Source organism: Streptomyces sp. NPDC054887 (assembly GCF_053610585.1).
In genome coordinates, this window is record NZ_JBSGYQ010000031.1 from 38193 (window position 1) to 54309 (window position 16117).

The 16117-nt window shown below is 71.7% G+C and carries 9 protein-coding genes; 1 reads left to right on the top strand and 8 read right to left on the bottom strand.

All coding sequences use genetic code 11. The features are described 5' to 3' along the window. Positions 1-170: 170 nt before the first annotated feature. The 8 genes from tmk to ACWGH0_RS18925 form a co-directional block, all read right to left on the bottom strand. Positions 171-3566: a dTMP kinase gene (gene tmk / locus ACWGH0_RS18890; RefSeq protein ID WP_453405296.1), complete on the bottom strand. Its 3396-nt coding sequence runs from the start codon at positions 3564-3566 to the stop codon at positions 171-173. A gap of 167 nt (positions 3567-3733) precedes the next feature. Then, a complete protein-coding gene (gene topA / locus ACWGH0_RS18895; protein WP_453405297.1) occupies positions 3734-6634 on the bottom strand; it encodes a type I DNA topoisomerase in 2901 nt (966 codons plus the stop codon). Positions 6635-6846: 212 nt separating this feature from the next. Beyond that, positions 6847-7044: a hypothetical protein gene (locus ACWGH0_RS18900; protein WP_453405298.1), complete on the bottom strand. Its 198-nt coding sequence runs from the start codon at positions 7042-7044 to the stop codon at positions 6847-6849. Between the two features lie 291 nt (positions 7045-7335). Then, positions 7336-8868, bottom strand: coding sequence for a DUF7059 domain-containing protein (locus ACWGH0_RS18905; RefSeq protein ID WP_453405299.1), 1533 nt, complete (start codon positions 8866-8868; stop codon positions 7336-7338). Positions 8869-8999: 131 nt separating this feature from the next. Next, the gene (locus ACWGH0_RS18910) at positions 9000-9578 is read right to left on the bottom strand and encodes a small secreted protein (RefSeq protein WP_453405300.1); all 579 of its coding nucleotides are present in this window, start codon (positions 9576-9578) and stop codon (positions 9000-9002) included. Positions 9579-9855: 277 nt separating this feature from the next. Beyond that, positions 9856-12195 (bottom strand): sodium-translocating pyrophosphatase, encoded by a 2340-nt coding sequence (locus ACWGH0_RS18915; protein ID WP_453405301.1) that lies wholly within the window; start codon positions 12193-12195, stop codon positions 9856-9858. Positions 12196-12458: 263 nt separating this feature from the next. Further along, positions 12459-12929 carry an ATP-binding protein gene (locus ACWGH0_RS18920; RefSeq protein WP_453405302.1) on the bottom strand — a complete coding sequence of 157 codons (471 nt, stop codon included), beginning with the start codon at positions 12927-12929 and terminating at the stop codon, positions 12459-12461. A gap of 94 nt (positions 12930-13023) precedes the next feature. Next, positions 13024-13377, bottom strand: a complete 354-nt coding sequence (locus tag ACWGH0_RS18925; protein WP_028810414.1) for an STAS domain-containing protein — start codon at positions 13375-13377, stop codon at positions 13024-13026. 81 nt (positions 13378-13458) lie between these two features. Here ACWGH0_RS18925 and ACWGH0_RS18930 point away from each other — a divergent pair, with 81 nt between their 5' ends. Beyond that, positions 13459-16107, top strand: a complete 2649-nt coding sequence (locus ACWGH0_RS18930) for a DEAD/DEAH box helicase (protein ID WP_453405303.1) — start codon at positions 13459-13461, stop codon at positions 16105-16107. The last annotated feature ends 10 nt before the right edge of the window (positions 16108-16117 follow it).

Here is a 16117-nt window from a genome sequence, read left to right on the forward strand (position 1 = left end):
TGCTCACTGATTCGATCCGACGACCACCATTGTGGTCGACCCCACTGACACTCCACGCCCGCCGGGCGCCCGACGGCCCACATGTGCGGGCCGCATCGCGGGTGCGGGGTGTCGGCAGCGGGAGGGGTGGCACCGCGCCGAGCCGGGCAGGCCCGGCTCGGCCCGACCGCCTACCGGCGGCCGCCCCGCCCCCGACGGCCACCGTCGTCCTCGTCCGCGTCCCGGCCGCCCAGCAGCTCGTCCGCCAGCGACGGCAGATCGTCGAGCGGCGTCTCCTCGGCCCAGTCGGAGCGCCGACGCGCCGCGCGCGCGTTCTGGCCCGAGGTCGGATGCGCCGCTTCCGGATCCAGCCACGGCATTTCCCGCGTGCGGTCGTTGCCGTCACCCGCGTCGTCGGAGGTTGCCCCGCGCTCGTCGCGGAAGAAGCCCGGGGGCACCCGGTCCGACGGCTCGTCCCGTACGGACGGCAGTACTGCGGTCTCCTCGGCCGGCGAAGCGTCCCGTACGGGCGGCACGGAACCGGCGTCCCGCACCGGCGGCAGCACCGCCGTCTCCTCGGCAGGCGCGACATCCCGCACGGGCGGCACCGGACCCGCGTCCCTCACCGGCGGCAGCACCGCCGTCTCCTCGGCAGGCGCGACGTCCCGCACGGGCGGCACCGGACCCGCGTCCCGCACCGGCCGCAGCACCGCCGTGTCGTCCGTCGCGTACTCCGGGGACGACCCACCCGGTTCGTCCTTGCGCATGTCGACGCGCGGCCTCTCCACCGTCTGCGTCACCTCGTCCGGGCGCACGACCGGCGTGGGCACGGTCAGCTCGACGTCGGACGGCTCGGACCCCGCCGACGCGGAAGGAGACGGCGACGCGGAAGGGGACGGTGAGGCAGAGGGGGAAGCGGCCGGGGACGCGGACGCCGAAGGCGACTGGGCGGGCGACTCCGGCGCCGCCGGCCGCGCCGCGCGCTCCGCCGCAGCAGCAGCCGCGGAAGCCGCCGCCGCCGACTCCGCGAGCCGACGCGCCTCCTCGGCCCGCAGCAGTGCCTCCTCCGCCCTGCGCTGCTTCTCGCGGCGGCGTTCCTCCGCCTCCGCGCGCAGGCGGGCCTCCTCGGCGGCCTGCCGGCGCAGCCGTTCCTGCTCGGCGGCGCGCGCCTTCTCCTCGGCCTCGCGGCGCAGCCGCTCCTCCTCGGCCAGTCGGCGGGCCTCCTCGGCCCGGCGCCGGGCCTCCTCCGCCTGCAGTTCGGCCTCGCGCTGCCGCGCCTCCTCGATCTCGCGGCGCTTGCGCTCCTCCTCCTCGGCCCGGAGCTTCGCGAGCTGTTCCTGCCGCTCGCGCTCCAGTCGTTCCTCCTCCGCCTTGCGCGCCGCTTCCTCCTCGGCCTTGCGCCGCGCCTCCTCCTCGGCGGCCTTCCGCGCCTCCTCCCGCGCCTTCACCTCGGCTTCGGAGAGGGGCAGCATCCGGTCCAGCCGGTGGCGTACGACCGTGGTGACCGCCTCCGGGTCCTGCCCGGCGTCGACGACCAGGTAGCGCCCGGGATCGGCTGCGGCCAGCGTCAGGAAACCGTGCCGCACGCGCGCGTGGAACTCCGGCGGCTCCGACTCCAGCCGGTCCGGAGCCTCCGTGAACCGTTCGCGCGCGGTCTCCGGCGACACGTCGAGCAGCACCGTCAGATGCGGTACGAGCCCGTCCGTGGCCCACCGCGAGATGCGGGCGATCTCGGTCGGCGAGAGGTCGCGGCCCGCTCCCTGGTACGCCACGGAGGAGTCGACGTACCGGTCCGTGATCACGACGGCGCCGCGCTCCAGCGCCGGGCGCACGACGGAGTCGACGTGCTCCGCGCGGTCGGCGGCGTACAGCAGCGCCTCCGCGCGGTTCGACAGACCCGCGCTCGACACGTCCAGCAGGATGGAACGCAGGCGCTTGCCGATCGGCGTGGCGCCCGGCTCGCGCGTCACGACGACCTCGTGGCCCTTGTTGCGGATCCACTCGGCGAGCGCCTCGACCTGCGTGGACTTGCCCGCCCCGTCGCCGCCCTCCATCGCGATGAAGAACCCGGTGGCGGCGGGCGCCTGGTCGGGCTCGCCGCCCCGCAGGGCCTCGCGCAGGTCGCGTCGCAGCGGTACGCCCTGGCGGTCGTCGGCCTTGGCGAGTACGAGCGCGGCCACCGGCAGCAGCAGCGCGCCGACGAGCATCAGCGTGAAGGCGGCGCCGCCGTGGGCGAAGACGAAGCTGCCGTTGGCCAGCCGGTGCGGGCCGATCGCGGCGGCGAGCAGCGGGGCCACGACCGCGCCGAGCGCGATGCTGACCCGCGCGACGGCCTGGAGGTGCTCGGTGGTGCGCGCCCGCCGGAAGTCCTCGGTCTCCTGGTCGAGCAGCGTGTGACCGGTGTTCGCGGCCACACCGGCGCAGAAGCCGGCGAACAGCGTGATCATGAGTACGGTCGCCGTGTCGGGCACCAGGCCCATGGCGAGCAGCGCGACGCCCGTGACGGCGATCGCGAGCGCCAGCAGGCGGCGGCGCGACAGCGTCGGCAGCACCTTGCGCGCCGAGCGGATGCCCAGCACGGTGCCGCCGGTCAGGCCCAGGAAGAGCAGGGCGAAGGTGACGGGGCCGCCGCCGAGGTCCTTGGCGTGCAGCACGGCGACGGCCGCCGCGGCGGCGATGGCCCCGGCGACGGAGGCGCAGGCCAGGACGATGAGGCGGATCGCGCCCGTACGCCCCTTGTCGACGCCCGTGCCGGTCTTGGGCCGGCGCAGGCCCTCCAGCGGGGAGCGCGCGCGGGGCGTCTGCGCGTCGGGCAGCTCCAGGAAGTACAGCGTGGACACGGAGGCGGCGAAGAGGCCGGCGGCGACGTACGACCCGAGGGCCGCCTGGTGCTGCGTGAACCAGGGGATGCCGGCTCCGAGCAGGTTGCCGACCAGCGTCGCCGACAGCAGTACCGCCGCGGCCGCGGGAAGCGCGACGAAGCTCGTACGCAGCGACAGCCGGCGCAACGCGTCCAGGTGGTCCGGCAGCGGGCGCACCGTCGCGCCCTCCGGCGGCGGCGCGGGCAGCAGCGCGGGAGCGGCGCCCTCCTTGGCGACCGTCCAGAACCGTTCGGCGACGCCTGCGACGAAGACCGTGCTCAGGAGTACGGCCTGGGCCTGGTCGGGGGTCCAGTCGATCCACAGCGGGGCGACGACGAGGAGGGCGAGCCGCAGCCCGTCCGCGCCGATCATCGTCCAGCGGCGGTCGAGGGGCCCCGACGGCCCGGTAAGCGTGGAGACGGGGCCCAGAAGCAGGGCTCCGAAGAGGAAGGTGGCGAGGATCCGCGCCCCGAACACCGCGGCGACCGCGAACGCCGCACCGCGATAACCGCCGCCGAACGACCCCTGTGAGATCGCCGCCTGAAGCGACAGCAACAGCAGCACGAGAAGGGCGAGGGCGTCGCCGGTATGGCCGACGAGCTGTGCGCTCCACAACCGCCTGAGCGGCGGAAGGCGCAGCAGGGCGCGTACGGCTCGCTCGCGTGAGTCTGCGGCTAGTGCGTCGGAGCTGGGGCTCACGACCGTTGGCTGCTCGGCTCGCGTCATCCGCCCAGCCTATCCGGAGCCCGGCACTCACCGGAGGCCCGCCCGAACAAACGTGTGCTCACGGACCATACGGGCGTCCCGACAGGAAAGCCCTGACCATACGGGCGTCCGCACAGGTAAGCCCCCGGCGCCGGGAGGCACCGGGGGCCGCGCGTTCCTGCCGTCGCCTACTCCTCGGAAGCCGGCGCCGCGGCCTTGGCAGCCGTCGCCTTCTTCGCCGGAGCCTTCTTGGCGGCGGTCTTCTTGGCGGCGGTGGTCTTCGCCGCCGTCGTCTTGGCCGTCGCCGTCTTGGCAGCCGTCTTCTTCGCCGCGGCGGTCTTGGCCGTGGTCGTCTTCTTGGCGGCGGTCTTCTTCGCCGTGGCCTTCTTGGCCGGAGCCTTCTTGGCCGTCTTCTTCTTCACCGGGCCCTTGGCGCGCTTCTCCGCGAGGAGCTCATAACCCCGCTCCGGGGTGATGTCCTCCACGCTGTCGTCGGTCCGCAGGGTCGCGTTCGTCTCGCCGTCCGTGACGTACGCGCCGAAGCGCCCGTCCTTGACGACCACCGGACGTTCGCTGACCGGGTCGGTGCCGAGCTCCTTGAGCGGCGGCTTGGCGGCCGCCCGGCCCCGCTGCTTGGGCTGGGCGTAGATCGCCAGCGCCTCGTCGAGCGTGATCGAGAAGAGCTGGTCCTCGGTCTCCAGGGAGCGCGAGTCCGTGCCCTTCTTGAGGTACGGGCCGTACCGGCCGTTCTGCGCGGTGATCTCGACGCCCTCGGCGTCCGTGCCGACGACGCGCGGCAGCGACATCAGCCGGAGCGCGTCCTCCAGCGTCACCGTGTCCAGGGCCATCGACTTGAAGAGCGAGGCCGTGCGCGGCTTGACCGCGTTCTTGCCGGTCTTGGGAGTGCCCTCGGGAAGGATCTCCGTGACGTACGGGCCGTACCGGCCGTCCTTCGCGACGATCTGGCGGCCCGTCTCCGGGTCCGTGCCCAGCTCGAAGTCGCCGCTCGGCTTGGCCAGCAGCTCCTCGGCGTACTCGACGGTCAGCTCGTCCGGCGCCATGTCCTCCGGCACGTCGGCGCGCTGGTGGTTCTCGTCGTCCTTCTCGCCGCGCTCGATGTACGGGCCGTAGCGGCCCACCCGCAGCACGATGCCGTCGCCGACCGGGAAGGAGGAGATCTCCCGGGCGTCGATCGCGCCGAGGTCGGTGACGAGCTCCTTGAGGCCGCCGAGGTGGTCGCCGTCGCCGTTGCCGGCGTCCGCCGCGCCACCCGGTGCGACACCGGCGGCGGCGTCGCCCTCGCCGAAGTAGAAGCGCCGCAGCCACGGCACGGCCTGGGCCTCACCGCGCGCGATGCGGTCGAGGTCGTCCTCCATCTTCGCCGTGAAGTCGTAGTCGACGAGACGGCCGAAGTGCTTCTCCAGCAGGTTGACCACGGCGAAGCTCAGGAAGGACGGCACGAGCGCCGTGCCCTTCTTGAAGACGTAGCCGCGGTCGAGGATGGTGCCGATGATCGAGGCGTACGTCGACGGGCGGCCGATCTCGCGCTCTTCGAGCTCCTTGACCAGCGACGCCTCGGTGTAACGGGCCGGCGGCTTGGTGGCGTGCCCGTCGACCGAGATCTCCTCGGAGCGCAGCGCGTCGCCCTCGGCGACCTGCGGGAGCCTGCGCTCGCGGTCGTCGAGCTCGGCGTTCGGGTCGTCGGCGCCTTCGACGTACGCCTTCATGAAGCCGTGGAAGGTGATCGTCTTCCCGGAGGCGGAGAACTCGGCGTCCCGGCCGTCGCTCGCCCGGCCCCCGATCTTCACCGTCACGCTGTTTCCGACGGCGTCCTTCATCTGGGAGGCGACGGTGCGCTTCCAGATCAGCTCGTACAGGCGGAACTGGTCGCCGCTGAGGCCCGTCTCGGCGGGCGTGCGGAAGCGGTCGCCCGAGGGGCGGATGGCCTCGTGCGCCTCCTGCGCGTTCTTGACCTTGCCGGCGTACGTGCGGGGCTTGTCCGGCAGGTACTCGGCGCCGTACAGCTGCGTCACCTGGGCGCGGGCAGCCTGGACCGCGGTGTCGGACAGCGTGGTGGAGTCCGTACGCATGTAGGTGATGAAGCCGTTCTCGTACAGCTTCTGCGCGACCTGCATCGTGGCCTTGGCGCCGAAGCCCAGCTTGCGCGAGGCCTCCTGCTGCAGGGTCGTCGTACGGAACGGGGCGTACGGCGAGCGGCGGTACGGCTTCGACTCGACCGAGCGGACGGCGAACGGCGAGTCGGCGAGGGCGTCGGCCAGGGCGCGGGCGTTGGCCTCGTCGAGGTGAAGGACGTCACTCTTGAGTTGTCCCACGGAGTTGAAATCGCGGCCCTGGGCGATACGCCGGCCGTCGACCGTCGTCAGGCGGGCGACCAGAGAGGACGGGTCGGAGGCGTCACCGGTGCGTCCCGTGGAGAACGTGCCGGTCAGGTCCCAGTACTCAGCGGAACGAAAAGCGATGCGCTCGCGTTCCCGGGCGACGACGAGACGTGTGGCGACGGACTGGACACGGCCGGCGGAGAGCCGGGGCATGACCTTCTTCCACAGGACCGGCGAGACCTCGTAGCCGTAGAGGCGGTCGAGGATGCGGCGGGTCTCCTGGGCGTCGACCATGGGCTTGTTCAGGTCGCGCGGGTTGGACACGGCGGCCCGGATCGCGTCCTTGGTGATCTCGTGGAAGACCATCCGGTGGACCGGGACCTTGGGCTTCAGGACCTCCTGGAGGTGCCACGCGATGGCTTCGCCCTCGCGGTCCTCATCGGTGGCGAGGAAGAGTTCGTCGGACTCCGCGAGGAGTTCCTTGAGCTTCCTGACCTGCGCCTTCTTGTCGGCGTTGACGACATAGACGGGCTGGAAGTCGTTCTCCACGTCGACGCCGAGGCGTCGCACCTCACCCGTGTACTTGTCCGGCACCTCGGCGGCGCCGTTCGGGAGGTCGCGGATGTGCCCGACGCTCGCCTCGACGACATAACCAGGGCCGAGGTAGCCCTTGATCGTCTTCGCCTTGGCGGGCGACTCGACGATGACGAGTCGGCGGCCGCCGTGTGCGGTCTCGCTGGTCGGGGACAACTTGGCTCTTCTCTCCGGTCGACACTCAGTGGTCCGTACGTGACGCTGCGGAGTGTGACGGTACAACCCGTCCCCGTGTCAAACGGCAAAAGCCCGCAACGGCCACTCGAACGGTAACCCGACTCCCGGCATTCCTGCCGCCCGGACCGCCCGACCGCCCCTGCGGGACCTCTCTGAAGACCTCGTGGAGATGCCGTGTGGATCTCTTCCGATCAGATCCGGCCGAAACACCACACTCCGAGAACGACGAAGGCCGCGCCGAACGCGGTGGCCAGCGCGAAGGAGGTCACGGGGCTCGTCCCGTGCGCCACCGGCGCGCGACGCAGAGTGCGCGCCCCTGTCCACCACAGCAGGGCGGCTCCGAACACCGTGAACGCCGCTCCGGCGAAAAACGCTGGCCCGCTCTCCATCCCCGTACCCCTCACCCTCGCCCCGCCCCCACCGGCTCTTCCGGACCGTGAGGCTGGCACCCCCGGGACACCACCCGGCGACCGGAACACGAACCGGCGGTGAACGACGCGTGGGCGGCTGGGGAGGGCGCGGGCGGCCGGTTCGCGGCGGAGGGCGGCCGCGGGGCTCCAGGAGGTGCCGGCCGGCGACCCCGGGCCCGCTCGTTTCGGGCCGGGGCAGGGCAGGCCTGGCAGGCCGGAACCCGGGGCGGCCCGTCAGCGGGAGCGGGCCCGCGCGGTCCGGACCACCGCTCAGTCCAGGGGCTCCAGGAAGCCCTGCTCGACCAGCAGCCGGATCGACTCCGGCGTCCGGTCCCGCAGCAGCACCGGGTCCTCCCCCAGGAGTTGCGCGATGGCGTCCAGGATGCGGCCCGCGCTGAGCGATCCGTCGGACACTCCGGCGAACCCGGCGCCGACCGTGTCGACCTTCGTCGCCCGCCGCATGCCGCGGTTCTGGCGCAGCACCACGTACTCCGGGTCCTCCGCGCCCGGCAGGCCGATCTGCTCCTGCACGACCTCGTCCGCGAGCTTGAAGTGACCGGCGAGCAGGGCCGCGTCGTCGTGCGCCCGCAGATAGTCCTGGCGCGCGAAGTGGGCCCGTACGACCGGGCCGAGCGGCTGTTCGACCGGGTGCGGCCACTCCTCGACGGTGATCGAGGGGTCCTCGGCGCCGGACTTGCGCAGCGTGATCCAGCCGAAGCCGACGCCCTTGGTCTTACGGGCCTCGAACTCGTCCAGCCAGGCGTCGTAGCGCGCGGCGTACTCGGCGGGGTCGGTGCGGTGGTCGCCGCTGTCGCGCAGCCACAGTTCGGCGTACTGCGTGACGTCCTGCACCTCGCGCTGCACGATCCAGGCGTCGCAGCCGCGCGGCACCCAGGAGCGCAGCCGCTCCTGCCACTCCTCGCCCTCGACGTGCTGCCAGTTGGCGAGGAACTGCGCGTACCCCCCGTCGTTCAGACGCTCCCCCGCTCCCTGAACGAGCGTGCGGCACAGATCGTCCCCGCCCATCCCGCCGTCGCGGTACGTCAGGCGGGCACCTGGCGAGATGACGAACGGCGGATTGGACACGATCAGGTCGTACGTGTCCTCGCCGACGGGCTCGTACAGCGAACCCTCACGCAGGTCCGCCTCCGGCGCCCCGGAGAGCCCGAGCGTGAGACGGGTGAAGTGCAGGGCGCGCGGGTTGAGGTCGGTGGCGGTGACGTGCACGGCGTGCTGCGCCGCGTGCAACGCCTGGATGCCGGACCCGGTGCCGAGGTCGAGGGCCCTGGAGACGGGCGTACGGACGGTGATCCCGGCGAGCGTGGTGGACGCGCCGCCGACTCCGAGGACGACACCCTCGTCGCGGGTGCCCGCACCGCCGGCGCCGCCGACCGCGCGGCCGAGGTCGGAGACGATGTACCAGTCCTGCCCCTCCTCACCGCCGTACGGGCGCACGTCGACGGTGGCCCGCACGCCCCCCGGTACGCCCTCGCCGCCGTCCGCCCCCTCCCGCACCAGCCAGCCGTCGGCCAGGCACTGTTCCAGGGGCAGCACGGCGCCCGCGCGGTCGGCGGGCACGGCCTGCTGGAGCAGGAAGAGCCGTACGAGCGTTTCGAGCGGGCCGCCGCCCCGGGTGGCCCGCAGGGCGGGCACGGTCTCGCTGCGGGCGAGCGCGGCGTACGCGGGCGCGCCGAGCAGCTCCAGCAGCCCGTCGGCGGTGAAGTCGGCGGCGAGGAGAGCGTCGCGCAGTCGGGCTGAGCTTTCGGGCGCGGGGAGGCTCGCGGGGAGGCTGGTCGTACTCACCCGGCCATTGTCGCCGCTCCCACTGACAAAAGCCGCGCGGCCCGGCCCCTCTTCGGGGTTCCGGACCGCGCGGCGGGGCCGTTCGCGCCATAACGGGGCCGCGTGCGCGGCGACATGGCCCGCGGCCGGTTCTACGCCTTCGCGTCGGGCGAGGCGGAGGTCGCGCCGGGCTTCTGGCACCCGGGCTGCTTGGCCATCGCCTTGCCGACCTCGCCGGACTGGAGCTTCTGGAGGGCCTGGTCGCCACTCCTGCTGATCTTGCTCAACTCGTCGGCGACACCCTTCAAACCGTCGGCGAACTTCGCCTGGTCCTTGGTGTCGAGCCCGTCGACCTGCTTCTTGAGGCCCGCGTACGCCGCCGAGGAGTCGTTGAGCTCCTTGACCGCTTCCTTCTGGGTGGTTTCCCCGCCCTCGACGGGCGGGGCGCCCGCCTTGTCCACGGCCGTCCCCATGGCCTTGTAGGCGTCGGAGATCTGCTGGAAGGCGCGGGAGTCCGTCTCCTGGACGTCGGCGGGCTTGCTGTTGTCCGCGGTCTGCCGCTGGATGGAGGTGTTGGCGTCCGAGATCTTCTTCAACTGGGGCTGCACCTGGTCGCAGACCGTCTTCGCCCAGTCGTTGACCTTGTCGTCGCTGTCGTCGCTGCTGCAACCGGACAGCGCCATTGCCAGTACCGCACCGCCGGACAGTGCGGCCGCAAACTTCTTGTTCACCGGATTGGTCCCTTCCAAGGCTCTCGGCCCCGGAACATACACGCCAAGTGGGCGACATCAGCATGTCATACGTCCGGTTCATGGGCTTTTGTAGCCATTTGAACCAAGGGAGAGACACCTCACGACACACCGCGAAAAACAGCGCCCGACGGGCGGACACCACGTCAGCACGCGGCGTCCGCCCGCCCTCTGAGACGGTGTTACGAGTACTACGACACGACCTTCGACGGCGCCACCGGACGGGCCGGCTCCGCTCACCCGTCCGGCGGTGCCCGCGTCAGGCCACGGCGATCCCGCGCCGCTTGGAGACGTACACCGCGCCGACGATGACGCCGATGGCGAGCGCCGCCACGACCGCACGCACTCCGGCGTTGGCGTCGCCGCCGTAACTGAACTGCACCACCGCGGGGGCGATGAGCAGCGCCACCAGGTTCATCACCTTCAGCAACGGGTTGATGGCGGGGCCCGCGGTGTCCTTGAACGGGTCGCCGACCGTGTCACCGATGACGGTCGCGGCGTGGGCCTCACTGCCCTTGCCGCCGTGATGACCGTCCTCGACGAGCTTCTTGGCGTTGTCCCAGGCGCCGCCGGAGTTGGCGAGGAAGACGGCCATCAGCGTGCCGGTGCCGATGGCTCCCGCGAGGAACGCGCCGAGCGCGCCCACGCCGAGCGAGAAGCCGACCGCGATCGGCGTCAGCACGGCGAGCAGGCCCGGTGTGGTCAGCTCGCGGAGCGCGTCCTTGGTGCAGATGTCGACCACCCGGCCGTACTCCGGCTTCTCCGTGTAGTCCATGATCCCCGGATGCTCGCGGAACTGCCGCCGCACCTCGAAGACCACCGCGCCGGCCGACCTGGACACCGCGTTGATCGCCAGCCCCGAGAAGAGGAAGACGACCGCGGCGCCGAGCATCAGGCCGACGAGGTTGTTGGGCTGCGAGATGTCCATCTGCAGGCCCAGCTCGCCCACCTTCGCCCCGACGTCGTCGCGCGCCGTCGCGATGGCGTCCTTGTACGAGCCGAAGAGCGCCGCCGCCGCGAGGACCGCGGTGGCGATGGCGATGCCCTTGGTGATGGCCTTGGTGGTGTTCCCGACGGCGTCCAGGTCGGTGAGGACCTGGGCTCCCGCGCCCTCGACGTCGCCCGACATCTCGGCGATGCCCTGGGCGTTGTCGGAGACGGGGCCGAAGGTGTCCATCGCGACGATGACGCCGACGGTGGTGAGCAGGCCGGTGCCGGCCAGGGCGACCGCGAAGAGGGCGAGAATGACCGACGTGCCGCCGAGCAGGAACGCCCCGTACACCCCCAGTGCGATGAGCAGCGCCGTGTAGACGGCGGACTCCAGGCCGATGGCGATGCCGGCCAGCACGACGGTGGCGGGGCCGGTGAGCGAGGACTTGCCGATGTCCCTGACGGGGCGCCGGGTCGTCTCGGTGAAGTAGCCGGTCAGCTGCTGGATCAGCGCCGCCAGCACGATGCCGATGGCGACGGCGACGAGCGCCAGCACCCTCGGGTCGCCGTCGTGCCCCTGGACGACCGTGTCGGTCACGCCGTCCAGATCGGCGTAGGAGGACGGCAGATAGGTGAACACGGCCACCGCGACCAGGACGAGGGACACCGCGGCGGAGATGAAGAAACCGCGGTTGATGGCGGTCATTCCGCTGCGGTCGGCGCGCCGCGGGGCAACCGCGAAAATGCCGATCATCGCGGTGACCACGCCGATCGCCGGAACGATCAGCGGAAAGGCCAGTCCGGCGTCCCCGAAGGCGGCCTTGCCGAGGATGAGTGCCGCGACGAGCGTCACGGCGTACGACTCGAAGAGGTCGGCCGCCATGCCCGCGCAGTCGCCGACGTTGTCGCCCACGTTGTCGGCGATGGTCGCGGCGTTGCGCGGATCGTCCTCCGGGATGCCCTTCTCGACCTTGCCGACCAGGTCGGCGCCCACGTCGGCGGCCTTCGTGAAGATGCCGCCGCCCACGCGCATGAACATCGCGATGAGCGCGGCGCCGAGTCCGAAGCCTTCCAGCACCTTGGGCGCGTCGGCCGCGTAGACGAGCACGACGCAGGCGGCGCCGAGCAGGCCGAGACCCACGGTGAACATGCCGACCACGCCCCCCGTACGGAAAGCGATCTTCATCGCTTTGTGCGAGACGGCCGTCAGATCCTTTTCCGGCTCCCCCTCGGCCGGAGTCGCCTCACGCGCGGCGGCCGCCACGCGCACATTGCTGCGTACGGCCAGCCGCATCCCCATGTAACCCGTCGCCGCCGAGAAAAGAGCGCCGACGAGGAAGAACGCGGAACGTCCGATGCGCTGCGACCAGTCGTCCGCCGGAAGCAGCATGAGCAGGAAGAACACCACGACGGCGAATACGCCGAGGGTGCGCAACTGGCGGGCCAGATAGGCATTCGCGCCTTCCTGCACCGCCGCAGCGATCTCTTTCATCTTTTCGGTGCCTTCGCCGGCCGCCAGTACCTGACGTACCAGCAGCTGGGCGACGACCAGTGCCGCCAGTGCCACTACGGCGACGACGATCACGATGATCCGGTTCCCGTCGGTGAGTACCGCTGCCGCGAGAGTAGAGGGGTGATCCAGCTGATCCGATGTGAAGAGCCCCGCCATTCGTCCTCCTTGACGCTCAGAGCTCAAGATGTGGACGGATTGTAGGGAGCGGAACCTGATCAAAACAGAGCGCCGCGAACCCGATTGGCCTTCGCTTGCCGCCCAGCGAATGATCGTATTGCCGCAATCCCTTCGAACGCCGTAACGGGGCCAACGCATTCATGATTTCGCGACGATCTCCCGAAAGAGATCCAAGAAATACGAAAGACCCTGCTCAGCAGGGTCTCACGTAAAAGATCTGTCCGCCCGGAACCGGCGGGAGATCAAGGAGAAACGGCCGCCGGTGTTGTCGGCCAGCTCATGCGGATGGTCCCACCCGCCACGCCGGTGACGACTTCGACATCGTCGACGAGGCCGCTGATGACCGCGAGCCCCATCTCGTCCTCACCGTCCGCGTCGGCGTCCGCGTCGGACGCGGGAACGGCGCCGGGCCCCGTGGTGCTGCGCACCCCGGGGACCGATCCGGCCGCGCCGCCGCCCGAACCGGGCACCTCGTCGCCGACCTCGATGGAGAACGACTTCTCCTCCTCGGTCAGCGCGACCCGGACCGGAGCCGCGATGCCGTTGCTGCGGTGGAGTCCCACCGCACGGGTGCACGCTTCGCCGACCGCGAGTCGGACCTCGTCCAGCACCGCCTCGTCCACCCCGGCTCGGCGCGCCACGGCGGCCGCCACCAGGCGGGCCGTCCTGACGTGCTCGGGCTGGGCGCTGAATCGAAGTTCAACGGTGGCCATCTGCGGTCCCCCTCGGACGTACGGGCGTGCTTCTCAGGGGCCCGGGCTTTCGGCCCGGTGCCCCTGTTCCTGCTTCCGGTCTCGCCGGAAGCCGTCAGTCGGTGGCGTTGACGGCTTCGTCGACCGAGGTGTGAATGGGGAACACCTTGGTCAGCCCGGTGATCCGGAAGATCTTGAGAATGCGCTCCTGGTTGCAGACCAGTCGCAGCGAGCCCTCATGGGCCCGGACGCGCTTGAGTCCGCCCACGAGCACGCCGAGTCCGGTGGAGTCGAGGAAGTCCACGCCTTCCATGTCGACGACCAGGTGGTAACTGCCGTCGTTCACCAACTCGACCAACTGCTCGCGCAGCTTCGGCGCGGTATACACATCAATCTCGCCACCGACCTCGACGACCGTACGGTCGCCACCAGGTCCAGACACGTTGCGAGTCGACAGGGACAGGTCCACGGATCCTCCAGCACCTTGCTATCGAGCGGCCGCCCCCCTGAGGTCTCCCCGGCGGAGCCAGAGGACGGAACGCCAGCCGCGATGGCATTCAATCACTTACCTGCAGGCATGCACGATGCCTTGGAACCATTGTCCGTCACGCCAGTGACACACTCGGTGCCGATGGCCAAGAATCACCGTCCCAGCAGACCAGGGGAGAACACGGGCGCGCGCCCCGCTCCCCGCACGGTCCTCGACCGGCTCACGGCAGGCGAGAGCCGGTCCTCGCGCATCACTCATACGGAGCACTTGCCCCCGCGTGCGGGGTCTCATGCAGTGTGGCCCGACCGCATCCGCCCGGAAGTGATCGCAGCGATCCGGGCCGCCGGGATCGAGCACCCCTGGACCCACCAGGCACAGGCCGCCGAGCACGCCCTGGACGGGGAGTCCGTCGTCATCGCCACCGGCACCGCGTCCGGGAAGTCGCTCGCCTACCTGGCGCCCGTGCTGACCACCCTCCTGGACGGTTCCGAGGCCGCGAACGGGCGCGGCGCGACGGCCCTGTACCTGGCCCCCACCAAGGCGCTCGCGGCCGACCAGCGCCGCGCGGTGAAGGCCCTGGCGGCGCCGCTGGGCAACGCCGTCAGGCCGGCGGTGTACGACGGCGACACGCCGGTCGAGGAACGCGAATGGGTACGTCAGTACGCCAACTACGTGCTCACCAACCCGGACATGCTCCACCTCGGCATGCTGCCCTCCCACCCCCGGTGGGCCTCCTTCCTGCGCGCCCTGCGCTACGTGGTCATCGACGAGTGCCACACCTACCGCGGCGTCTTCGGCTCCCACGTCGCCCAGGTGATCCGCCGCCTTCGCCGCCTGTGCGCGCGCTACGGGGCGGATCCCGTCTTCCTGCTCGCCTCCGCCACCTCGGCGGACCCCGCCGTGTCCGCGGGCCGGCTGACCGGCGTTCCCGTCCGTCAGGTCGCGGACGACGCCTCCCCGCGCGGGGAACTGGTGTTCGCCCTCTGGGAGCCACCTCTGACCGAACTGCAGGGCGAGAAGGGGGCGCCCGTACGACGGACGGCCACGGCGGAGACGGCGGACCTCCTCACCGACCTGACCGTGCAGGGGGTCCGCTCGGTCGCCTTCGTCCGCTCCCGGCGCGGCGCGGAGCTGATCGCCCTCATCGCCCAGGAACGACTGGCCGCCGTCGACCGTTCGCTGCCGGCCCGGGTCGCCGCCTATCGCGGCGGATACCTCCCGGAGGAACGCCGGGCCCTGGAGCGCGCCCTGCACTCCGGCGAGCTCCTCGGCCTCGCCGCGACGACCGCGCTCGAACTCGGCGTCGACGTGTCGGGGCTCGACGCCGTCGTCATCGCCGGATATCCCGGCACCCGGGCCTCGCTGTGGCAGCAGGCGGGGCGGGCCGGCCGGTCGGGCGAGGGCGCCCTGGCGGTCCTCGTGGCCCGCGACGACCCCCTGGACACGTATCTCGTCCATCATCCCGACGCCCTGTTCCGCCAACCGGTGGAATCGACCGTCCTCGACCCCGCCAACCCGTACGTGCTGGCCCCCCATCTGTGCGCCGCCGCAGCGGAGGTCCCGCTGACCGACGCCGATCTCGATCTCTTCGGCCCGGCCGCCGCCGACCTGATGCCGCAGCTGGAGGCCGCCAACCTGCTCCGCCGCCGGGGCAGGTCCTGGTACTGGACCCGTCGCGAGCGGGCCGCCGACCTCGCCGACATCCGGGGCCAGGGCGGCAGGTCCGTGCAGATCGTCGAGGCGGAGACCGGCCGACTGCTCGGCACGGTCGACGCGTCGGCCGCCCACGCCTCCGTGCACGACGGCGCTGTCCACCTCCACCAGGGGCGTACGTACCTGGTGCGGCACCTGGACCTGGCCGACCCGCACGGCGCGGTCGCCCTCGTCGAGGAGGCGAACCCGCCGTACTCGACGACCGCCCGCGACACCACCGCGATCTCCGTCCTGGAGACGGACACCGAGATCCCCTGGGGAGAAGGCCGCCTGTGCTTCGGCTCGGTCGAAGTCACCAACCAGGTCGTCTCCTTCCTCCGGCGCAAACTCATCACCGGCGAGGTGCTCGGCGAGACGAAACTCGACCTCCCGCCCCGTACGCTGCGGACCCGCGCGGTCTGGTGGACGGTGACCGAGGACCAGCTCGACGCCGCCCGCGTCGCCCCCGAGCAGCTGGGCGGCGCCCTGCACGCCGCCGAGCACGCCTCCATCGGGATGCTGCCGCTCTTCGCCACCTGCGACCGCTGGGACATCGGCGGTGTCTCGGTCCCGCTCCACCCGGACACGCTGCTGCCGACGGTGTTCGTGTACGACGGCCACCCGGGCGGCGCGGGCTTCGCCGAGCGGGCCTTCCACACGGCACGGGAGTGGCTGACCGCGACCCGCGAGGCCATCGCCTCCTGCGAATGCGAGGCCGGCTGTCCCTCCTGCATCCAGTCGCCGAAGTGCGGCAACGGCAACGACCCCCTGAACAAGCGCGCCGCAGTCCGCCTCCTGACCGTCCTCCTGCGCGGTGCACCACAGCCGCCGGGCGACACCGGGCCGGCCGACCGGGCAGCGGACCCCGCGTGCCCGCAGGACGCCTCGGAGGTCCCGGACGCCCCGGACGCTCCCGACGCCCGGGACGTTCAGGCACCCAGGGACGTCTCCCCCACCCCACACATCCCAGAGGTCCAGGACCCCCCTTCCACCCCCAATGCCCGGGAAGCTCCCTGAGCCCGCTGAG

Excerpts from the sequence above, each read along its gene's own strand:
- tmk (WP_453405296.1), bottom strand. The coding sequence starts at position 3,566 with ATGACGCGAGCCGAGCAGCCAACGGTCGTGAGCCCCAGCTCCGACGCA.
- ACWGH0_RS18900 (WP_453405298.1), bottom strand. The coding sequence starts at position 7,044 with ATGGAGAGCGGGCCAGCGTTTTTCGCCGGAGCGGCGTTCACGGTGTTC.
- ACWGH0_RS18915 (WP_453405301.1), bottom strand. The coding sequence starts at position 12,195 with ATGGCGGGGCTCTTCACATCGGATCAGCTGGATCACCCCTCTACTCTC.
- ACWGH0_RS18920 (WP_453405302.1), bottom strand. The coding sequence starts at position 12,929 with ATGGCCACCGTTGAACTTCGATTCAGCGCCCAGCCCGAGCACGTCAGG.
- ACWGH0_RS18930 (WP_453405303.1), top strand. The coding sequence starts at position 13,459 with ATGGCATTCAATCACTTACCTGCAGGCATGCACGATGCCTTGGAACCA.